The sequence below is a fragment of the Salinivibrio socompensis S35 genome (assembly GCF_000513715.1).
In the GTDB taxonomy this organism is placed as follows: domain Bacteria; phylum Pseudomonadota; class Gammaproteobacteria; order Enterobacterales; family Vibrionaceae; genus Salinivibrio; species Salinivibrio socompensis.
Map to the genome: position 1 here is coordinate 14,102 of NZ_AQOD01000002.1, position 18,164 is coordinate 32,265.

The following is an 18,164-nucleotide window of genomic DNA, read 5'->3' on the forward strand; positions in this document are numbered from 1 at the left end:
CAATGAGTTAATGGACGCCTCTATGATACCAAGTAAACCGGTATCCGGATCGGTAAAGAGTCGACATTAGCGCGACGACAACGCAGATGCAATGTGCTGACGGCCAAGGGGGCCAAGCTCATCACGCAATCCATTCAGCCAGTCATCTTTTCCCGCTTCGACCAATAATTGAGCCACTTGCTGCCCTTGCCGTAATGACAGCTGAGATAACAGAAAGTCAGCGACTGGCGCAGGTAACGGAGAAAGAGTAACCAGTTGGCGAATCGCCGGACCACGCAGAGACGGATTGTCTGCGGCTGCCATCATTTGTTGCAGCGCAAAACCATCGCGCGCACGCTGACGCAAGGCATGCAGTGCATCGAGGCTATATTGGTCGGTACCGCGACGCCAAAGGCGATCATACAATGCCGGACGGTGCGTCGCTTGCGCGAGTGCGGCTAAAATCGCGTTATCCGGCAGCCACATTAAGGTGGGATCATTGAGGTATTGTTCTGCTAGATAGGCTAAGCCGTCCGTCTCATAATCATCAATCATCGCGACCAAGGCATCACGACGTTGTCGATAGCCCGGTTGGTCTGGCTTGATCCAATCGGCGATCACAAGCTGGCGGTAGCTTAATAGCATGCCAAGTTCGTGGGTCAATTGTTGCTCACGATAACGGTTTAACTGTTGCCGGGCCGCTGCGGCATAGTGGAATGCCGGTGTTGTGACCCAATAGCCATCTTGCTGATGACGTAACAGAAAATGAGGTTGTTGCTGACTCAGTTCAGTCAGATAATCTCGCCAATGATCGTTGTCGAGCCGCAGTGGTGAGGAGAGTAAGCGGTAGAGTGTGGCTTCACGTGTCAGCGGCGGAAGCTGACGGATATGTGCTTTGAGTGCAGCTACATCGTCCTTTGCTTGAAGGACAGACATGGTACGCATGGCCTTCGCCGTACTCGCGTTATCCAGTACCTGTTCCATAAAGGTTTGTGTGACGATCTGCCCATCCGCGACTGGCGCGTTAGAGGCCCAAGCCATCGGGATCGATAGGCTCATAATCCCAAGCCCTATGCCCAACAGTATCGTGCGAAAACGTCTTGCCATCCGTTGCAATCCTATACCCAGTGACACGCATCCAGTGCCCCCTTCCTTGGTAACGTCTATTGTGCGAGCTGGGTCTGTTGTGAGCAATAAAAAAGCACTGCGAATGCGCAGTGCTTAACACTATTGCGTTATCCGTTACGAGTTTTGTCGCCGCATGGCATCGAAGAACTCATGATTGGTTTTGGACATTGCCAGTTTGCCAATCAAGAATTCCATCCCTTCAAATTCGCCCATTGGATGCATGATCTTTCTTAAAATCCACATCTTTTGCAGTTCATCAGGTTTGGTGAGGAGCTCTTCGCGGCGGGTACCTGAGCGGGTGAAGTCGATAGCAGGGAAAACACGTTTTTCCGCAATCTTACGAGAAAGGTGCAGTTCCATATTACCTGTCCCTTTGAATTCTTCGTAGATCACTTCATCCATTTTCGAGCCGGTATCCACCAGTGCGGTCGCAATGATGGTTAGGCTACCGCCTTCTTCAACATTACGCGCTGCACCAAAGAAACGTTTAGGACGATGCAATGCGTTAGCGTCGACACCACCGGTCAAGACTTTGCCCGATGATGGCACAACCGTGTTGTAAGCGCGGGCCAAACGGGTGATCGAATCCAATAAGATCACTACGTCTTTTTTATGTTCAACCAGGCGTTTTGCCTTCTCAATCACCATCTCGGCGACTTGCACGTGACGGTTCGCCGGCTCATCAAAGGTCGAAGCAACCACTTCCCCTTTGACCAGACGCTGCATCTCGGTCACTTCTTCCGGACGCTCATCAATCAAAAGCACCATCAATTCGCAATCAGGGTGGTTGAACGCGATGCTCTGAGCAATGTTTTGCAGCAACATGGTTTTACCCGCTTTCGGCGGAGCCACAATCAAACCACGTTGGCCCTTACCGATTGGCGATGCCAAATCAAGTACGCGGGCGGTAATGTCTTCGGTCGAGCCGTTACCGCGCTCCATCACCATCCGCTCACTGGCGTGTAATGGGGTTAAGTTTTCGAAAAGGATCTTGCTGCGGGCGTTATCAGGCTTGTCGCTGTTAACTTGGTTAACCTTTAGTAGCGCGAAGTAGCGCTCGCCGTCTTTTGGCGGTCGAATTTTACCCGCGATGGTATCGCCCGTGCGCAGGTTAAAACGCCGAATTTGGCTGGGCGATACATAAATGTCATCAGGCCGGCCAAATACGAGCTGTCTGCGCTGCGCAAGAAGCCAAACCCGTCCTGAAGAATTTCCCAGCGCGCCATCGCCGAAAATGTCTTCACCGCTTTTTGCGTGCTGTTTGAGGATCGAGAAAATAATGTCCTGCTTACGCAAGCGAGCCAGGTTTTCAAGTCCCATGCTTTCGCCAAGCGCAACCAGCGTCGAGACGGGTTGAGTCTTCAGTTCGGTAAGATTCATAGTGGTGAGTGTCTTGTTTATCAAAGTTGAGGTCTGGAATTAGTTAGCGTGTCGAGACCAGTGGCATGTTCGAGAGATGAACAGAAGTACAAATTCCGTGCTATAAGGTAGCACCTAAATGGGGTATCGTCTAGTTGACAGAAAAACAACCGCCGCTGTAAGGCAGCGACGGTTACTTTAGCATTATAGGTTAGCGTCAAGAAACTCTTTTAGTTGAGTTTTTGACACAGCACCCACCTTGGTTGCTGCGACGCTGCCATCTTTAAAAAGAAGCAGTGTCGGGATACCACGGATGCCAAACTTAGGCGGCGTACCTGCGTTCTGGTCGATGTTCAGTTTTCCGATGGTGACTTTACCTGCATACTCCTCGGCGATTTCGTCCAAAATCGGTGCGATCATTTTACATGGCCCACACCATTCTGCCCAAAAATCAACCAAAACAGGCCCTGCAGCTTTTAGAACGTCTGCCTCAAAGCTGTCGTCGGTTAGCTGCATCATTTTGTCGCTCATCTCTTACTCCAATACATGTTTTTGTTACTGGCTAAATTGCGACCAGTAAATTATGGGACTATTTGACTGGATTCGCTTCCGTATTGCAAGCCTAAGCTGATATTCTATCCGGATGAAAATGACGCATATCACAGAGCAGAAATTTGCCGAGCTCGGCTTGCACGCCGATGTTCTTAAAGGCTTGGATGCCAAGGGGTTTACTGAATGTACTCCTATCCAGGCATTGGCATTGCCGGTCCTGCTCACCGGCCAAGACATTGCAGGGCAGGCGCAAACAGGGACAGGAAAGACCCTAGCGTTCCTCGCTGCGACGTTTCATCACCTCCTCACAACCGACGCTCCGGCATCGCGTAAACAAAATCAACCGCGTGCCATCATATTAGCTCCTACGCGTGAGTTAGCGATTCAGATCTATAACGATGCTGAGCCGCTGTTGGCGAATACCTCAATCACCGCCGGACTCGCGTATGGTGGCGAAGGTTACGACAAACAGCAACAGACGTTAGAGCAGGGTGTTGATATATTAATCGGCACCTGTGGTCGCATCATCGACTTTCACAAAAAGAAAATCATTGACTTACACAGCATTCAAGCCGTGGTGTTGGATGAAGCTGACCGTATGTTCGATTTGGGCTTTATCAAAGACATTCGCTTTTTGTTTAACCGTATGCCTGCCCCCAACCAGCGCTTGAACATGCTATTTTCTGCCACCTTGTCATATCGTGTACAAGAGTTGGCGTTTGAACACATGACCACCCCTGAACACGTGGTGGTAGAGCCCGAGCAAATCACCGGGCATCGGATTAAAGAAGAACTGTTCCAGCCATCCAACAAAGAAAAAATGCCGCTACTGCAAACACTCATCGAAGAAGAGTGGCCCGAGCGTGCGATCATCTTTGCCAATACCAAGCATCGCTGTGAGTCCATTTGGGCCCATTTAGCTGCCGATAATCATCGCGTGGGTCTGCTCACTGGCGACGTACCACAGAAAAAGCGGGTTAAAATCTTAGAGCAATTCACTAACGGCGAACTTGATCTGCTTGTCGCCACCGATGTGGCTGCACGCGGATTACATATTCCTCTCGTGACGCACGTTTTCAATTATGACCTCCCCGACGATGCGCAAGACTATGTCCATCGAATTGGCCGTACGGGTCGTGCGGGAGCCAGTGGCAGCTCTATTAGCTTTGCCTGTGAAGAATACGCAATCAACTTACCGGCTATCGAAGAATATATTGAGCACAGCATTCCGGTGAGCGAATTTGATCGTAACGCGCTATTGAAAGACCTTCCACCACCAAAGAAAATGGCGAAGCGTCCTACGACACAGCGTCGTAGTAACAACAAGAGCGGCAGTAATAATCGCAACCGACAACAGCGCCGTCGTCCACAAAAGTCGGCATAACGTCAAAGAACCATGGGTCAGCGCGCATCATGAGTGGTCACGGAAATACAACATCAACGCCAACGCTGTACGCCGCGATTGATTTAGCTCCAACAGCTTTCATATGCTGGTGGTGCGCCAGGTGGCAGGCAGTGTCCAAACCCTTGCCAAAATCAAGCGAAAAGTGCGTCTCGCTGCGGGGATGGATGACCAACAACAGCTCAGCGATGAAGCGATGCAACGTGGCTGGGATTGTTTGGCCCTTTTCGCCGAACGCTTGCAAGACTTTAATACTGACCATATTCGCGTGGTCGCGACCGCCGCGCTGCGCCGTGCCAGTAACGCCGATGCCTTTTTAGCAAAGGCGAATGCTTTGCTGGGTCACCCTATTGAGATTATCTCGGGCGAAGAAGAAGCACGCACCATTTACCAAGGGGTGGCGCATACGTCGGGTGGCCCGGGTAAACGCTTGGTGGTGGATATTGGGGGCGCCAGTACGGAGCTTATTATTGGTGAGCAGTTTGAACCCACCCTTTTGCAAAGCCTCAACATGAGCTGTGTCACGTTTTTAGAAGACTATTTTGCCGATCGCGTGCTCAACCAAACTGCTTTTGACAATGCAATTGCTGGCGCGAAAGCGGAATTGGCCCCCTTAATGGCCCAGTATCGTGGACTCGGATGGGACTGTTGTGTCGGCGCCAGCGGCACGGTGCAAGCACTGCAAGAAATTATGGTGACCCAAGGGATGGATGAAGTGATCTCCTTGGAAAAGCTCCACCGACTACGCGACCAAGCGATTGCGTGTGGGCAAATGGACGCTCTGGATATTGAAGGGTTGACGCTCGAACGGGCCCTGGTTTTTCCCAGTGGTTTGTCCATTTTAATTGCCATTTTTGAGTGTTTGGACGTCACCCGAATGACTCTCGCTGGGGGCGCGCTGCGTGAAGGCTTGGTCTATGAGATGATGACAGCCATGCGCCACAGCGATATTCGCGCGCGCACCATTGCCAGTATTCAATCTCGCTATCAGCTCGATGAGGCTCACGGGATCAATGTGGCAACCACTGCACTTGAATTGCTTCACCAGTGTCCGGCGTCATGGATACCGGAGCCGGAAGCACGGAGCCTGCTCCATGCTGCAGCCTGCGTACATGAAATCGGGCTAAGCATTGGTTTTAAACATGATGGCGACCATGCCGCGTATTTAATTACCCATCTCGATTTACCTGGTTTTACTCGGGCACAAAAACAACTGGTTGTCACCTTACTACGCTATTACCGTGATCAACTGGTGCTAATTGATGGCCAGCATGCCCTGTCTACCCCTAGCGCCAACCGTCTACTAAGGTTGTTACGGGTGGCGGTGATCTTGTGCCATCGTCGCGATAGTCGCGTTCGACCCGTGATCACACTCGGTACTGACGGCGACGCGCTCACCTTGACGCTGGATACCACGTTGCTCGACGCCAGTCCCTTATTACGCGTCGAGCTAGAGCAAGAAGCCGTGCGTCAATCCAGCCTTGGGCTGCCATTAACGGTACGAGCGCACTAGACCTGTCACACGCGTAGCATTAACAAAAGGCCCGCACCATAATGATGCGGGCCTTTTTTCATTGATACCGTCAATGGCTAACAACGCCATTAAGCTGCCGTAATACCACTGTGGCGTAACAGCGCTTCTGGGCTTGGCTCTCGCCCTCTAAAGCGAACAAACAAGTCTTTCGGTGCTTCACTGCCCCCGCGGCTGAGAATATGGTTTAAGAAATCTTCACCGGTATCACGATTAAAAATCCCGTCCTCTTCAAAGCGTGAGTAGGCATCGCTCGAGAGCACCTCGGCCCATTTGTAGCTGTAATAACCGGCGCTGTAGCCACCGGCAAAGATATGGCCAAAAGCATGCGGGAAACGGTTCCACTCAGGCGTTGGCACCACAGAAACCTGCTTACGTACCGCGCTTAAGGTTTCCATAATCCGTGGTCCAACGTCTGGATCAAACTCGCTGAACAAGCGGAAATCAAACAAACTAAACTCGAGCTGACGCAACATCCCCATGGCTGAGTTGAAGTTTTTCGCCGCGAGCATTTTCTCCAGCATGTCTTCAGGGAGCGCTTCCCCGGTTTGATAATGCCCAGAAATGAAGCTCAGCGCTTCTTGCTCCCAGCACCAGTTTTCTAAGAACTGACTCGGCAGCTCAACCGCATCCCAAGGGACACCATTAATACCTGAGACATCCGCGACCTCGACTTGGGTCAGCATATGATGAATACCATGACCGAACTCGTGGAACAGGGTGACCACTTCATCATGAGTAAACAAGGCCGGATCGTCACCCACTGGCGGATTAAAGTTGCACGTGAGGTATGCAACTGGCGTTTGCAGTTCACCATTCGCTTTACGACGACGCACGCGGCATTCGTCCATCCACGCGCCGCCACGTTTGTGCTCACGCGCATATAAGTCCAAGTAGAAGCTGCCACGCAGAGTGCCTTGGCTGTCATGAATGTCGTAAAAGCGCACGCTCTCATGCCAGGTATCAATGCCTTTACGCTCGGTAATCGTCATCCCGAACACCCGCTTCATCACTTCAAATAAACCGTTTAGCACCCGCGCTTCGGGGAAGTAAGGGCGAAGTGCTTCATCCGAGATGGTATAACGGGCTTGTTTAAGTTTCTCGCTATAATACGGAATGTCCCAAGGCTCAAGCGCATCTACGCCAAACTCTTGTTTGGCATAAGCCTTCACTTCAGCAAATTCGCGCTCGCCTTGAGGGCGGGCCTTATCAACCAGATCGTTCAAAAAGCCCATCACTTGGTCTGGCGTTTCCGCCATCTTGGTGGCCAACGACAATTCGCTGTAGCTATTAAAGCCTAACAAACGTGCCAGCTCATGCTTTAAGCGCAACGACTCATTCATCAGCTCGGAGTTGTCCCATTGCCCCGCGTTTGGACCACGATCAGAAGCACGCGTGGTAAAGGCCTCATACATTTCTTGCCGCAATGCCCGATTATCGCAATACATCATAACGGGCAGGTAGGAGGGGATATCAAGGGTAAATAAATAGCCTTGCTGCGATTTCGCTTCAGCTTGCGCATTGGCAGCCTGCCGCGCGGACTCAGGAAGACCAGCCAGCTCACTGTCGTCAGTGACTAATTTGGTCCAACCCATGGTGGCATCGAGTATATTATTGCTAAATGAAGAGGAAAGCTCAGATAAGCGCTTTTGAATGTCACCAAATCGGTGCTGCTGATCCGCCGGTAAGGCAATGCCCGAGAGCTCAAAGTCTTGCAATGCATCGGTAATGGCTTTTTGCTGAGCAACATCCAACGTGCCGAACTCGGTGCCCTCTTTTATCGCTTTATACGCTTGGTACAAGCCTTTGTGCTGTCCGCGCCAGGTCGAGTACTCAGACAACAAGGACAAGCAGCTTTCATAGGCTTCACGCAGGGGCTGGCTATTGACGACCGCGTTCATATGGCTGACCGGTGACCAAATCCGGCCTAACCGATCTTCAGCCTCGGTAACCGGCACACAAACAGCGGTCCAGCTCGGTTGGTCAGCGCCAGCGGCGGCGTCTACCGCTTGGCGACAGTCAGCAATCGCGGCTTCCACTGCCGGCTTAACATGCTCAGGCTTAATCGCCGAAAACGGAGGTAAATCGTCAAATTGAAGAAGCGGGTTGGACATAATGCCTTCCTTTTTGCTGTCAGGCACTCACCGTACGAGGCCTAAGATATGAATGACAACATGTATATGCCGTCTCGGTACGTACTTTTCAATCCCTCGGGATAAAGCGACGTGTATTGCGAGCGTTACAAAATGATTCTGAGACTGCTGCCTCACTGCCGGTTTGGTATGCTAGTACTCCGACGGTCAGCGTGAGTGGCTTTACAAGCGCCACCAAACAGGACAAGCTGACCTCGATATAAATGCCAGCGGCACCCAGTGCCTATAAGATGGAGAAAGACATGGCGAAGCATTTCGACTATATCTGTATCGGTGGCGGTAGTGGCGGTATTGCCTCTGCCAACCGTGCCGCGATGCACGGTGCTAAAGTCGCCCTTATTGAAGCAAAACACCTCGGCGGCACCTGCGTAAACGTAGGCTGTGTGCCTAAAAAAGTCATGTGGCATGGCGCCCAGGTCGCGGAAGCGCTCAATCTCTACGCATCAGACTACGGCTTTGATGTGGATGTGAAAGGCTTTAACTGGTCAACACTGGTTGATAACCGTGAAGCCTACATCAGCCGTATCCACAAGGCCTACGACAATGTTTTAGGTAAAAATAACATTGATGTCATCCGTGGTTTTGCTCGCTTTATCGATAACAACACAGTTGAAGTCGATGGTGAACATTACACCGCCGATCATTTTTTAATTGCGGTCGGTGGCACCCCAACGGTTCCCAATATTCCAGGCGCGGAACTCGGGATCGATTCCGATGGCTTCTTTGCCCTCCCCGAGCAGCCTAAGCGAGTTGCGGTGGTCGGTGCCGGTTACATTGCGGTCGAGATCGCCGGAGTGCTGCACGCGCTAGGCTCTGACACCCACTTGTTTGTGCGTAAAGACCACCCACTACGGACGTTCGATCCTATGGTGACAGAGACCTTGGTCGAAGTAATGGAAAAAGAAGGGCCAACCCTTCATACCCAGCATGTTCCGGTTTCAGTCACCAAAGAGAACGATGGCAGCCTGACGCTATCATTTGAAAACGGCACCACGCACAATACAGACACCTTAATTTGGGCAATTGGCCGTCATCCCACTACGGATAAAATCAACCTGGGTGCGACGGATGTCCAAACCACGGCAGATGGCTACATCAAGGTTGACCCGTATCAAACCACCAGCGTGCCACATATTCACTGTGTCGGCGACATCATGGATGGTGGCATTGAGCTGACGCCGGTGGCTGTCAAAGCCGGACGCTTGCTATCCGAGCGCCTTTTTAATGGCCAGACACATGCCAAAATGGATTATGAGCTGGTCCCCACCGTGGTTTTCAGCCATCCACCGATTGGCACCATTGGGTTGAGCGAGCCAGAAGCACGCGCCAAGTATGGCGATGACAATATCAAAGTCTATACCTCTAGCTTTGCGGCAATGTACACCGCTGTCACTCAACACCGTCAACCTTGTAAGATGAAACTGGTTTGTGCGGGCGATGAAGAAAAAGTCGTGGGTCTGCATGGTATCGGCTTTACGGTCGACGAGATGATCCAAGGCTTTGCTGTAGCGATGAAGATGGGCGCCACCAAAGCGGATTTTGATAGCGTAGTCGCGATTCACCCCACCGGCTCAGAAGAATTTGTTACTATGCGCTAAGCCGCGCGATAAAACAGTCACTTAAAAAACGCCGTGTCGACACACGGCGTTTTTTATTGGTCACTCGCGAGCATGATGAGACAGGCCGCTAGTGAGTCAGCTGCGCACAAAAACGGGCTAAGCCTTCTTTTATACTCGCCAGCGCCGCCGTGGCCTGCTCGGTCGCATCTTGCTTGGCCGCTTGCTCTAAGGTCAGCGCATGTTGATACAGCTCTAAGGCTGCCAGATTGCCCGCACTGCCTTTCATTTTATGCGCTTCACGCGCTAAATCGGCATAATCAGCATCCGCTAACTGTCTTGCCATCACCGGAAGCTGTTGCTCGCTTTCTTCAACAAAAATACGGCAAGCTTCGTCAAGAAGCGCCGGGCTGTCCATTAACCGGCTTAACGCTTCTTCTTTGTCCCAAACCGACATGTCGGCCTTTCCTTGATTGACACTCATGCTGGCTCCTTTGTACTGATAGACCTATTCGCCACATGGGCTTTTCGAATGTTTTGTCATCATCTTGTTTCTAGCTGTTACTAAGGTTAACCAGCTGCGTTTATGCTATTGAGGCAGCCGTTAAACTCAGGTTCAATAATGCTCGCTTTTCCCCCAAATCATAACAATAGAAGTGAGTGCAAATCATGATGGATATGTTGCCTTGGCTAATCGTTTCCGGCCTGATTGTTTCAGTGATCACCGGACTATTAACCGTACTGATGGTAAAAGGCCTCGATTAAGGCTAAAAAGCTCCATGGTACGCCATGGAGTTTTTGCTTATCTGCTGTTTATGTTTAGGCTTATCCTACTTAGCCTTCTTCCTGACTTTTTTATCCGTCTTTCCCTTTTTGTCTTTCTTGGCCGCTTTTTGCTTGTCTTTTTTAGCTTTTTTAGCTTTTTTAGCTGCGAGATCAGACGCTTTCTTCGTTTTATTTTCCTCATCACTCACTAGCGAGATAGGACGACAGACGTATCCTTTTTCACTGGCGACGCGCGCACATTTACTACATGCGACACGCGGTGGGGTGGTGATCTCTGTTAAGGTTGCTAAATGGGCCTCAACCTCACCACGTCGCCATTTACACAGAGATTTAGCCACTTACGCCTCCGCGCTTAGCGCTGCGTTGATATACATGTCAAAGCGGTTTTTCTTGGTGGTAATGCTTGAGTGCGGTGTTTTTTCCGCTAAGGGCGCGGCATAACCCGGTCGCTTTACCACCACGCGACTGCGTGCCAGATCAAGCGCGGGAAGCAGTAATGCATCTGCATCACTATCTGCACCCACCAAAGATTGAAAAACACGCATCTCTTTTTTCACTAAAGCGGCTTTTTTCTTATGGGGATACATAGGGTCGAGATAAATAACATCAGGTTGCACCAAACCTGGCATGCTTGCCATATCAGTCAGAGCCTGCTCACTATTGGCATGCAGTAACGTCATCCGTGATTGCATCCATGCGCCAATATCAGGATCCAAGTATGCCCGCTGTAAACCATCATCAAGTAAAGCGGCGACGACCGGATGCCTTTCTATCATTTGCACTGAACAGCCTAAAGAGGCCAAAACGAACGCATCTCGCCCCAGTCCCGCGGTCGCATCTAATACGCGTGGGGTCACACCTTTATTGAGCCCGACCGCTTTTGCTATCGCTTGTCCTTTGCCACCACCAAATTGACGACGATGGGCAGCGGCGCCGCTAACAAAGTCAACAAATACGGCCCCTAATTTGGGCTCATCTCGCTTGCGCAGCTCAAGACGTGCCTGTGTCATCACTAAGGCAAACGGTGAGTCAGGATCGTGAGTGAGTGACCACGTCGATTTTAATCGTTCAAATTCTTCGGCTTTTTCAAGGGCGTCACACATCAAAGTGAGTTGCACATCGGATCTCCGCTGCTGGGGCTGGTCCGATTATATCAGAGATGGTTTTTTTCCTTCACTGTCTCACGGCTGGGACGCCAATTTTTTACCTGATGACTTAACGGTGCCGGTACACTGAAATGGTAGCCTTGCGCATAGTCGACCCCAAGGGTTTTGAGTCTATCCAAGATGGCCGCGTTTTCAACAAACTCAGCAACGGTTTGTTTACCCATTTGCTTGGCTAAGTCGTTGATGGCTTTCACCATCGCATAGTCTGTTTCATCAGTCGCAATATCGCGGATAAATTGCCCGTCGATTTTTATAATATCGACCGGTAAACGCTTCAGGTAACCAAACGAAGAAATGCCAGCACCAAAGTCGTCTAGGGCAATGGTACAGCCCAAAGATTTAAGCTGAGAAAAGAGGTCGATCGCACTGCTCATGTTACTGATCGCAGCGGTTTCGGTGATCTCAAGGCAGAGGCATTCACTGGGGACCTTAGTCTGTTTAATCGCATCGAGGAGGAAGGCGACAAACGCTCTTTGGGTAATCGACCGGCCCGATAAATTAATCGATATCTTACCCAGCTTCGCGATTTGCTCGGGGTTCGCGTCAAACCAGGCGAGGGTTTTGGTCACCACCACGGTATCTAGCTGATGCGCCATGTTGTAGCGTTCGGCGGCAGGGATAAACATACTGGGTGGTAGCAAACCACCTTTGGTGTCGCGCATCCTAACCAGCGCTTCAATGTACAGCTTATCTTGACTTTGTGATTTAATATCAATTATTTGCTGTGCATAGATATCAAAGCGGTCACGCGCGATCGCATCATGAATATGGCTGACATAGGCCATTTCTTGCTCTCGGCGCTGCAACTCTTCATCATCGGGGTGGTAAATGTGGAGTCGATTACGGCCTTCATCTTTGGCCGCATAACAAGCTGTGTCTGCTTGCGCATGAACTTGCTGCGGAGAGCCTGCGGTGCGGTCAAGCAGACGAATACCCAAAGAACATGCCAGTCGCATTCGGCTGCCATGCCAGAAGAACTCACTGTCAGCAAGCACCTCTAACAAGGTTCGCCCCCAGTTCACCGACTGCTCTGCGGCATGATGATAAGCGATAACACCAAACTCATCACCACCTAATCGTGATAACACGGCGCCTTCCGGTAGGTGCTGACGGATAATCTGTGCCACTTGTTTTAGTGCTTCGTCCCCGGCTTCATGGCCCGCGGTATCATTAATCAGTTTAAATTGATCCATATCGATATAGAACATCGCATGGCATTCATCATCCTCCCGAGCTTGTAACAGCGCCGCGGCCAGTTTTTGTTCAAAGTAACTACGGTTATAAAGCCCGGTTAAATAGTCATGATGTGCTTGATAGGTCAGCTGGTTTTCCATTTCCCGGTGCGCGGTAACATCTTCACCCACGACCAATAATTGGGTTTGATGGTGCATGGCGCGGATGGTTTCTCGAACCCACAATGTATGCCCATTACCCGCTCGATACGGAATTTCACGGCGCCAAACTTGCTCTTGGCTATGCTGATCGCGCTTAATCATCCTATGTGGGGGGACTTGGTCGCTGACATAAAGCTCTGTAATTTTATGCCCCAGCAAGCATGATTTTTCGTGACCGAATAAGTCCGCGGCGTATTGGTTGAGTGACTGAATACGCCCCTGGTAGTCAACCGTTAGCAAGATGACGGGCTGTTGCTCGTAGAGCATGCGATATTCAATTTCGCTGCGCTGTAGCTTTTCTTCGGTTTGTTTGCGCTGAGTGATGTCACGCGCCTCAAGCAATATTTGCGGCTGGCCCGGTTCACTAGGAAAGCTCTTCACCGCCACATCCAAGATCACTTCGCGGTGGGACTCGCTCAAACATAATTCAAATCGATGAGGTTGAGTGGTCTCGACCCGTTTTAAGTGGTGCTCCAAGCTCGCTGGATTGCGCCAGATAGGCCAGAGCCATAAAGGACGCTCACGGTCCGTCTGACTGACAGCAATCAGTTGATAGAAGCTGGCGTTGCCTGAGACCAACATTCCGTGTTGATCCAATAAAGCGATCAGTTGATTACTTTGGTCAAACACCCCTTTTAACATCGCACGATGGCGCATCAGCGACGACTCGCTACGCCGGAGCTGACGAATATTCGCGCCTAACATGACAATCACGCTCCCCAGCACCAAGACAGCCAACGCGACCGCTTGCACCGCAACCCGATGAGCTTGCCATATCGGTTGGGGTTGATTGGTGATCGTCACATCCTCTAACGCGCTAATATCTAACTTCCAGCGCGTGAGCGCCGGATAATCAAACAGGGTGATATTGGTGCTATCGCGCTCGGCGGGCAGTTGACCATCTAACACGTTAAGGAGCAATTTGCCTTGATGGTAACCTTGGGTTTTGCCATCAATCACCACACCACCGACGACACCCTGCCCGAGCATAAAACTCATGGCACCATAGATAGGCACAGGGGCATCTTTAGTCAGTGTATGGATACCCTTGACCTTATCGAGGAACTGTCCGTTGCTATCCCTAAAATAGGAAAGATAAAACACAGCCTCACCCTCGTGCATGGCTTGAATTCTATTTCGTAGCCCCGAGAAAGAGAGGCTAGAAAGCCGCACAATGTCGATCCCAAAATCACCGTGATTAGCCAGTTGCGCTTGCACGACATTCCAGTATTGACGACTCGAGAAGGTATCATCGAGCAACACGTAAACACGTTCTAACTCAGGGTGTAAGCGTTTCATTAGTGCCAGGTTACGCGGTAGATCGACTTCCTCTTTGACACCGGTCAGCTTGGGCAGCAGCGGATAATGCTGACGACCAAAGTTATTGAGCCCTGCATACACCACCGGTGTATTACCAATATACTCATGAAGTTCATGGATTAACCAAAGCGCGGCATTATCCGTGGTTAAGATGGCGTCAAATTGATGACTCGCGAGCTTTTGGATATAGAGTGTTTTTAGTTGCTCTCGGTACGCCTCTGACTGATAACGCTTAATCTCCAGGTAGGTATGCTGAAACGCAATGTCTTCGCCTTCGGTAGCAGCGTCAAGCCCTTCAACGAGAGCTTGATTCCAAAAGAAGTCTGGATGGTAAGAGTGCACCACCAGCACATCTTTTTGTGCGGCGCTGACACTCGTTGCGACCCATAGCAGTATGCCGCCTAAAAGATATTTAATCCCCACATCCACTTCCTGTTGGTTGATTGGTATCGAATGAAACAACGCGATACCCTACATTAGGTGTTAACCGAATGGTCAGCAATCGTGTTAACGAAAAACAAGACCTCGCTATAACAAAAAGACTTAAACAATGAACGAGTTGCCAAAACTGGATGACCTCGATCGTCGAATTCTCTCTACCCTACTGGATGATGCACGCGTCCCTTATGCAGAAATGGCGAAACGATTTAATGTCAGCCCCGCGACCGTGCACGTACGCGTTGAGAAGATGAAAGCCGCCGGTATTATCGAAGGTACCGAGATATTAGTGAACACCAAAAAGCTTGGTTATGACGTGTGCTGTTTTATTGGTATCAACCTGAAAGCGGCTCGCGATTACCATTCCGCGTTAGAAAAGCTGAACCAGCTCGATGAGGTGGTAGAGGCTTATTACACCACGGGGGCCTATAACATCTTCGTCAAACTGATGTGTCGCTCTATCGAGGAGTTACAGTTTGTATTGATTGATAAACTGCAGGCCATCGATGAGGTCCAATCCACGGAAACGCTGATCTCACTACAGAACCCGATTAACCGCAACGTTATCCCTTGATTTTTGTGGGGTAATCTATGCCCTTGCTAAAAAAACGCCCCTGCCAGTGGCAAGGGCGCAAATACGTTTTTTTAGGGCAATTAGCCGACGGTATCTTCTGGCCGCGGTGGTAATGGCGCGCCCGCGTCTTCGGCTAACCACTCAGCAACTTGTTTAGCGAAGTAGGTTAAAATGCCATCAGCACCGGCGCGCTTAAAGCACAGTAGAGACTCCATCACGGTCTCGCGCTCTTTCAGCCAGCCATTATCAATCGCCGCCTTGTGCATCGCATATTCACCCGATACCTGATAAGCAAAGGTCGGTACCTTAAGCTCATTTTTCACCCGACGCACCACATCCAAATACGGCATTCCAGGCTTGACCATGACGGTGTCCGCGCCTTCGGCAATGTCCATCGCCACTTCGTGGAGGGCTTCATCACTATTGGCCGGATCCATTTGGTAGTTAGCTTTATTGCCGCCTTTTAGGTTGGCCGCTGAGCCAAGTGCGTCCCGGAAAGGCCCGTAATAATTAGACGCATATTTAGCCGAGTACGCCATGATTTGGGTATGGATGTAGCCATTGGCTTCTAATGCTTCACGAATACGGCCAATCCGCCCGTCCATCATATCCGACGGCGCAACAATATCGACACCGGCTTCGGCATGAGACAGGGCTTGCTTGATCAGTACTTCGGTGGTCGGCTCATTCATTACATAACCGTCGTCATCGATAATGCCGTCTTGGCCATGCACCGTATAAGGATCAAGCGCGACATCGGTGATCACGCCCATTTGAGGCACATGCTCTTTGAGCAGGCGCACGGCACGGGGCACTAAACCTTCCGGGTTAAAGGCTTCCGAGGCACAGAGCGTTTTCGCATCTTTTGGGATCACCGGGAACAGAGCGATCGCAGGCACACCCAGTTTGGCTAGGTAGTCCGCTTCGTGTAACAGCAAGTCGATCGATAGTCGCTCAATGCCTGGCATTGAAGCCACGGGCTCGCGACGGTTTTTGCCCATCAGGACGAAAACCGGATAAATTAAATCACTGGCAGAGAGTGTGTGTTCTGCCACCAAACGGCGGCTAAAATCAGTTTTGCGTGTACGACGCAGGCGTCGTGCAGGAAAGGCGCCTTGAATGGATACGGCCACTGTATCCTCCTTAATGTTGCAGACCTGGGCTTTGGGGCAGCGTACTGCCTCGCTATCGTTATGCTCCCCTCACTGAATCGAGAAACAGCGCTGGGTATTTTTTACTGTACAATCAATAACATGTTCAACAGGCTGTTGCCGGAGCCGTGCGACAGTTTGTGCGATGTGCGGCAAATATTTTGGCTCATTACGGCTACGTTTGGGGCGCGGACGCAGATCGCGCGGCTGTAAATAAGGCGCATCGGTTTCAATCATCAAACGATCATCGGGCAGCCAACTTACCTGTTGCTGAAGCTGTTGTCCGCGCCGTTCGTCGCAGAGCCAACCCGTGACGCTATATACAACCCCGCGTCTAAGCAACCCCGCAGTGCATGATCGTCGCCAGTAAAGCAGTGTAATACCGCCGCTGGTAACTTATTTAACCAAGGACGCAATATCGCTAGCCAGCGGTCATGGGCATCGCGACAATGCATGAAAACCGGTAACGCATGCTCAGCTGCCAGTGCCAACTGGGCTTCAAAGACCGCTTCTTGTTGCGGGCGTGGGGAAAAATCACGGTTATAGTCGAGACCACACTCTCCGATCGCCACCACCTCGGGCCGCTGAGCCAGGTGCCGGATTGCACTTAAATCGGCAGGATCGACTAACTTAGCATCGTGCGGATGTACCCCAGCAGTCGCATATGCATAGCCAGGATAGCACGCTGCTAAATCCGCCGCCGCTTGGCTTTCTTCCACATTGGTGCCGGTTAGAATCATGCCAGAGACCCCGGCTTGCTGCGCCTGAGCCACAACGTCGTCTCTGTCTTTATCAAATCGTGAGCTGGTGAGATTGACACCAATATCAATCATTCATTGGCCTCTTCAGATGCCGATGCGTCGCGCGGGACATAAAAACGTGATAGCAACACACCCAGCTCGAACAGCAAGCACATAGGAATGGCGAGCAAGGTTTGCGAAATCATATCTGGCGGGGTCAACATCATTCCCACCACAAAGGCCGCCACCACCACATACGGACGCTTATTGGTTAAGCTTTTCGCCGTTGTCGCGCCCGTCCAAACCAGCAGTATAATCGCAATGGGGATTTCAAAGGCAATACCAAATGCGAGGAATAAAGCCAAAATGAAATCGAGATAACTGGCAATGTCCGTTGCCACCTGCACCCCTTCTGGCGCTATGGACGTAAAGAATCCGAAGACCAGTGGCAGCACGACCCAATACGCAAACGCCACGCCCGCATAAAATAACAACGAGCTCGACACCAGAAGCGGCATCACCAAGCGCTGCTCATGCTTATACAAACCGGGAGCGACAAAGGCCCAAATTTGATAAAGCACTACGGGGATCGCCACAAAGACGGAGATAACCAGCGTCAGTTTGATGGGAGTGAAAAAAGGGGATGCCACATCGGTGGCAATCATGCTCGCACCTTCAGGCAACTTATCAATCAAGGGTTGGGCGACCACGCTATAAATGTCGTTGGCAAAATACACTAACCCAGCAAAGACCAATAAAATGGCAACGATGGCACGAAGCAGGCGGTTACGGAGCTCCATCAGATGACTGATGAGTGGCTGAGAATCGTTTACAGAAGACATAGTGGCTTGTTCATCAAGGACATAAGGCGTCGCTCTTTATCACTTATCGGTCAACGAGGTGGACGACGTGTTGGTGTTGGTGGCCGTGTCCGG

The 18,164-nt window shown here is 50.9% G+C and carries 13 protein-coding genes and 2 pseudogenes; 4 read left to right on the forward strand and 11 right to left on the reverse strand.

All coding sequences use genetic code 11. The annotated features are described in order from the left end of the window. Positions 1-66 precede the first annotated feature (66 nt). The 3 genes from DZ54_RS17650 to trxA all read right to left on the reverse strand — a co-directional run bounded on the left by DZ54_RS17650 (position 67) and on the right by trxA (position 2,997). Positions 67-1,086, reverse strand: coding sequence for a hypothetical protein (locus tag DZ54_RS17650; RefSeq protein WP_025672687.1), 1,020 nt, complete (start codon positions 1,084-1,086; stop codon positions 67-69). Between the two features lie 135 nt (positions 1,087-1,221). Next, positions 1,222-2,487, reverse strand: a complete 1,266-nt coding sequence (gene rho / locus DZ54_RS17655; protein WP_240473869.1) for a transcription termination factor Rho — start codon at positions 2,485-2,487, stop codon at positions 1,222-1,224. 183 nt (positions 2,488-2,670) lie between these two features. Beyond that, complete coding sequence (gene trxA, locus DZ54_RS0100150; RefSeq protein WP_025672688.1) at positions 2,671-2,997, reverse strand: thioredoxin TrxA; 327 nt, start codon at positions 2,995-2,997, stop codon at positions 2,671-2,673. 112 nt (positions 2,998-3,109) lie between these two features. Here trxA and rhlB point away from each other — a divergent pair, with 112 nt between their 5' ends. Together rhlB and gppA are read left to right on the forward strand one after the other, a co-directional pair. After that, a complete protein-coding gene (gene rhlB, locus DZ54_RS0100155; protein WP_025672689.1) occupies positions 3,110-4,402 on the forward strand; it encodes an ATP-dependent RNA helicase RhlB in 1,293 nt (430 codons plus the stop codon). A gap of 29 nt (positions 4,403-4,431) precedes the next feature. Then, a pseudogene (gppA, locus tag DZ54_RS0100160) lies at positions 4,432-5,933 on the forward strand (guanosine-5'-triphosphate,3'-diphosphate diphosphatase). 89 nt (positions 5,934-6,022) lie between these two features. Here the strand turns inward: gppA and prlC are convergent. Beyond that, complete coding sequence (gene prlC / locus DZ54_RS0100165; protein WP_025672691.1) at positions 6,023-8,065, reverse strand: oligopeptidase A; 2,043 nt, start codon at positions 8,063-8,065, stop codon at positions 6,023-6,025. Between the two features lie 281 nt (positions 8,066-8,346). Between prlC and gorA the strand changes: the two genes are divergently transcribed. Continuing rightward, entirely contained in the window at positions 8,347-9,702 is a 1,356-nt protein-coding gene (gene gorA / locus DZ54_RS0100170; protein WP_025672692.1) for a glutathione-disulfide reductase, read from the forward strand. Positions 9,703-9,790: 88 nt separating this feature from the next. Here the strand turns inward: gorA and DZ54_RS0100175 are convergent, their stop codons facing one another. The 4 genes from DZ54_RS0100175 to DZ54_RS0100195 form a co-directional block, all read right to left on the reverse strand. Beyond that, positions 9,791-10,144: an Hpt domain-containing protein gene (locus tag DZ54_RS0100175; protein WP_025672693.1), complete on the reverse strand. Its 354-nt coding sequence runs from the start codon at positions 10,142-10,144 to the stop codon at positions 9,791-9,793. A gap of 346 nt (positions 10,145-10,490) precedes the next feature. Then, on the reverse strand, positions 10,491-10,784 hold the full coding sequence (locus tag DZ54_RS23870; protein WP_081721552.1) for a hypothetical protein: 294 nt from the start codon (positions 10,782-10,784) through the stop codon (positions 10,491-10,493). Then, on the reverse strand, positions 10,785-11,564 hold the full coding sequence (locus tag DZ54_RS0100190) for a class I SAM-dependent methyltransferase (RefSeq protein ID WP_025672694.1): 780 nt from the start codon (positions 11,562-11,564) through the stop codon (positions 10,785-10,787). 35 nt (positions 11,565-11,599) lie between these two features. Then, entirely contained in the window at positions 11,600-14,749 is a 3,150-nt protein-coding gene (locus tag DZ54_RS0100195) for an ABC transporter substrate binding protein (RefSeq protein ID WP_025672695.1), read from the reverse strand. Between the two features lie 127 nt (positions 14,750-14,876). Here DZ54_RS0100195 and asnC point away from each other — a divergent pair, with 127 nt between their 5' ends. Further along, complete coding sequence (gene asnC / locus DZ54_RS0100200) at positions 14,877-15,338, forward strand: transcriptional regulator AsnC (RefSeq protein ID WP_021022202.1); 462 nt, start codon at positions 14,877-14,879, stop codon at positions 15,336-15,338. 80 nt (positions 15,339-15,418) lie between these two features. On the opposite strand, the gene hemB is transcribed toward asnC, so the two are convergent. The 3 genes and pseudogenes from hemB to tatC all read right to left on the reverse strand — a co-directional run bounded on the left by hemB (position 15,419) and on the right by tatC (position 18,071). Then, positions 15,419-16,471, reverse strand: a complete 1,053-nt coding sequence (gene hemB / locus DZ54_RS0100205; protein ID WP_025672696.1) for a porphobilinogen synthase — start codon at positions 16,469-16,471, stop codon at positions 15,419-15,421. Positions 16,472-16,540: 69 nt separating this feature from the next. Continuing rightward, positions 16,541-17,322, reverse strand: a pseudogene (locus DZ54_RS17660) (TatD family hydrolase). After that, on the reverse strand, positions 17,319-18,071 hold the full coding sequence (tatC, locus tag DZ54_RS0100215; protein ID WP_025672697.1) for a twin-arginine translocase subunit TatC: 753 nt from the start codon (positions 18,069-18,071) through the stop codon (positions 17,319-17,321). Before tatC ends, DZ54_RS17660 begins: the two are co-directional and overlap by 4 nt. Positions 18,072-18,164: the final 93 nt, after the last annotated feature.

Coding starts and splice junctions, on each gene's coding strand:
- rhlB (WP_025672689.1), top strand. CDS start 3,110: ATGAAAATGACGCATATCACAGAGCAGAAATTTGCCGAGCTCGGCTTG.
- asnC (WP_021022202.1), top strand. CDS start 14,877: ATGAACGAGTTGCCAAAACTGGATGACCTCGATCGTCGAATTCTCTCT.
- gorA (WP_025672692.1), top strand. CDS start 8,347: ATGGCGAAGCATTTCGACTATATCTGTATCGGTGGCGGTAGTGGCGGT.
- prlC (WP_025672691.1), bottom strand. CDS start 8,065: ATGTCCAACCCGCTTCTTCAATTTGACGATTTACCTCCGTTTTCGGCG.
- trxA (WP_025672688.1), bottom strand. CDS start 2,997: ATGAGCGACAAAATGATGCAGCTAACCGACGACAGCTTTGAGGCAGAC.
- DZ54_RS0100175 (WP_025672693.1), bottom strand. CDS start 10,144: ATGAGTGTCAATCAAGGAAAGGCCGACATGTCGGTTTGGGACAAAGAA.
- DZ54_RS17650 (WP_025672687.1), bottom strand. CDS start 1,086: ATGGCAAGACGTTTTCGCACGATACTGTTGGGCATAGGGCTTGGGATT.
- rho (WP_240473869.1), bottom strand. CDS start 2,487: ATGAATCTTACCGAACTGAAGACTCAACCCGTCTCGACGCTGGTTGCG.
- tatC (WP_025672697.1), bottom strand. CDS start 18,071: ATGTCTTCTGTAAACGATTCTCAGCCACTCATCAGTCATCTGATGGAG.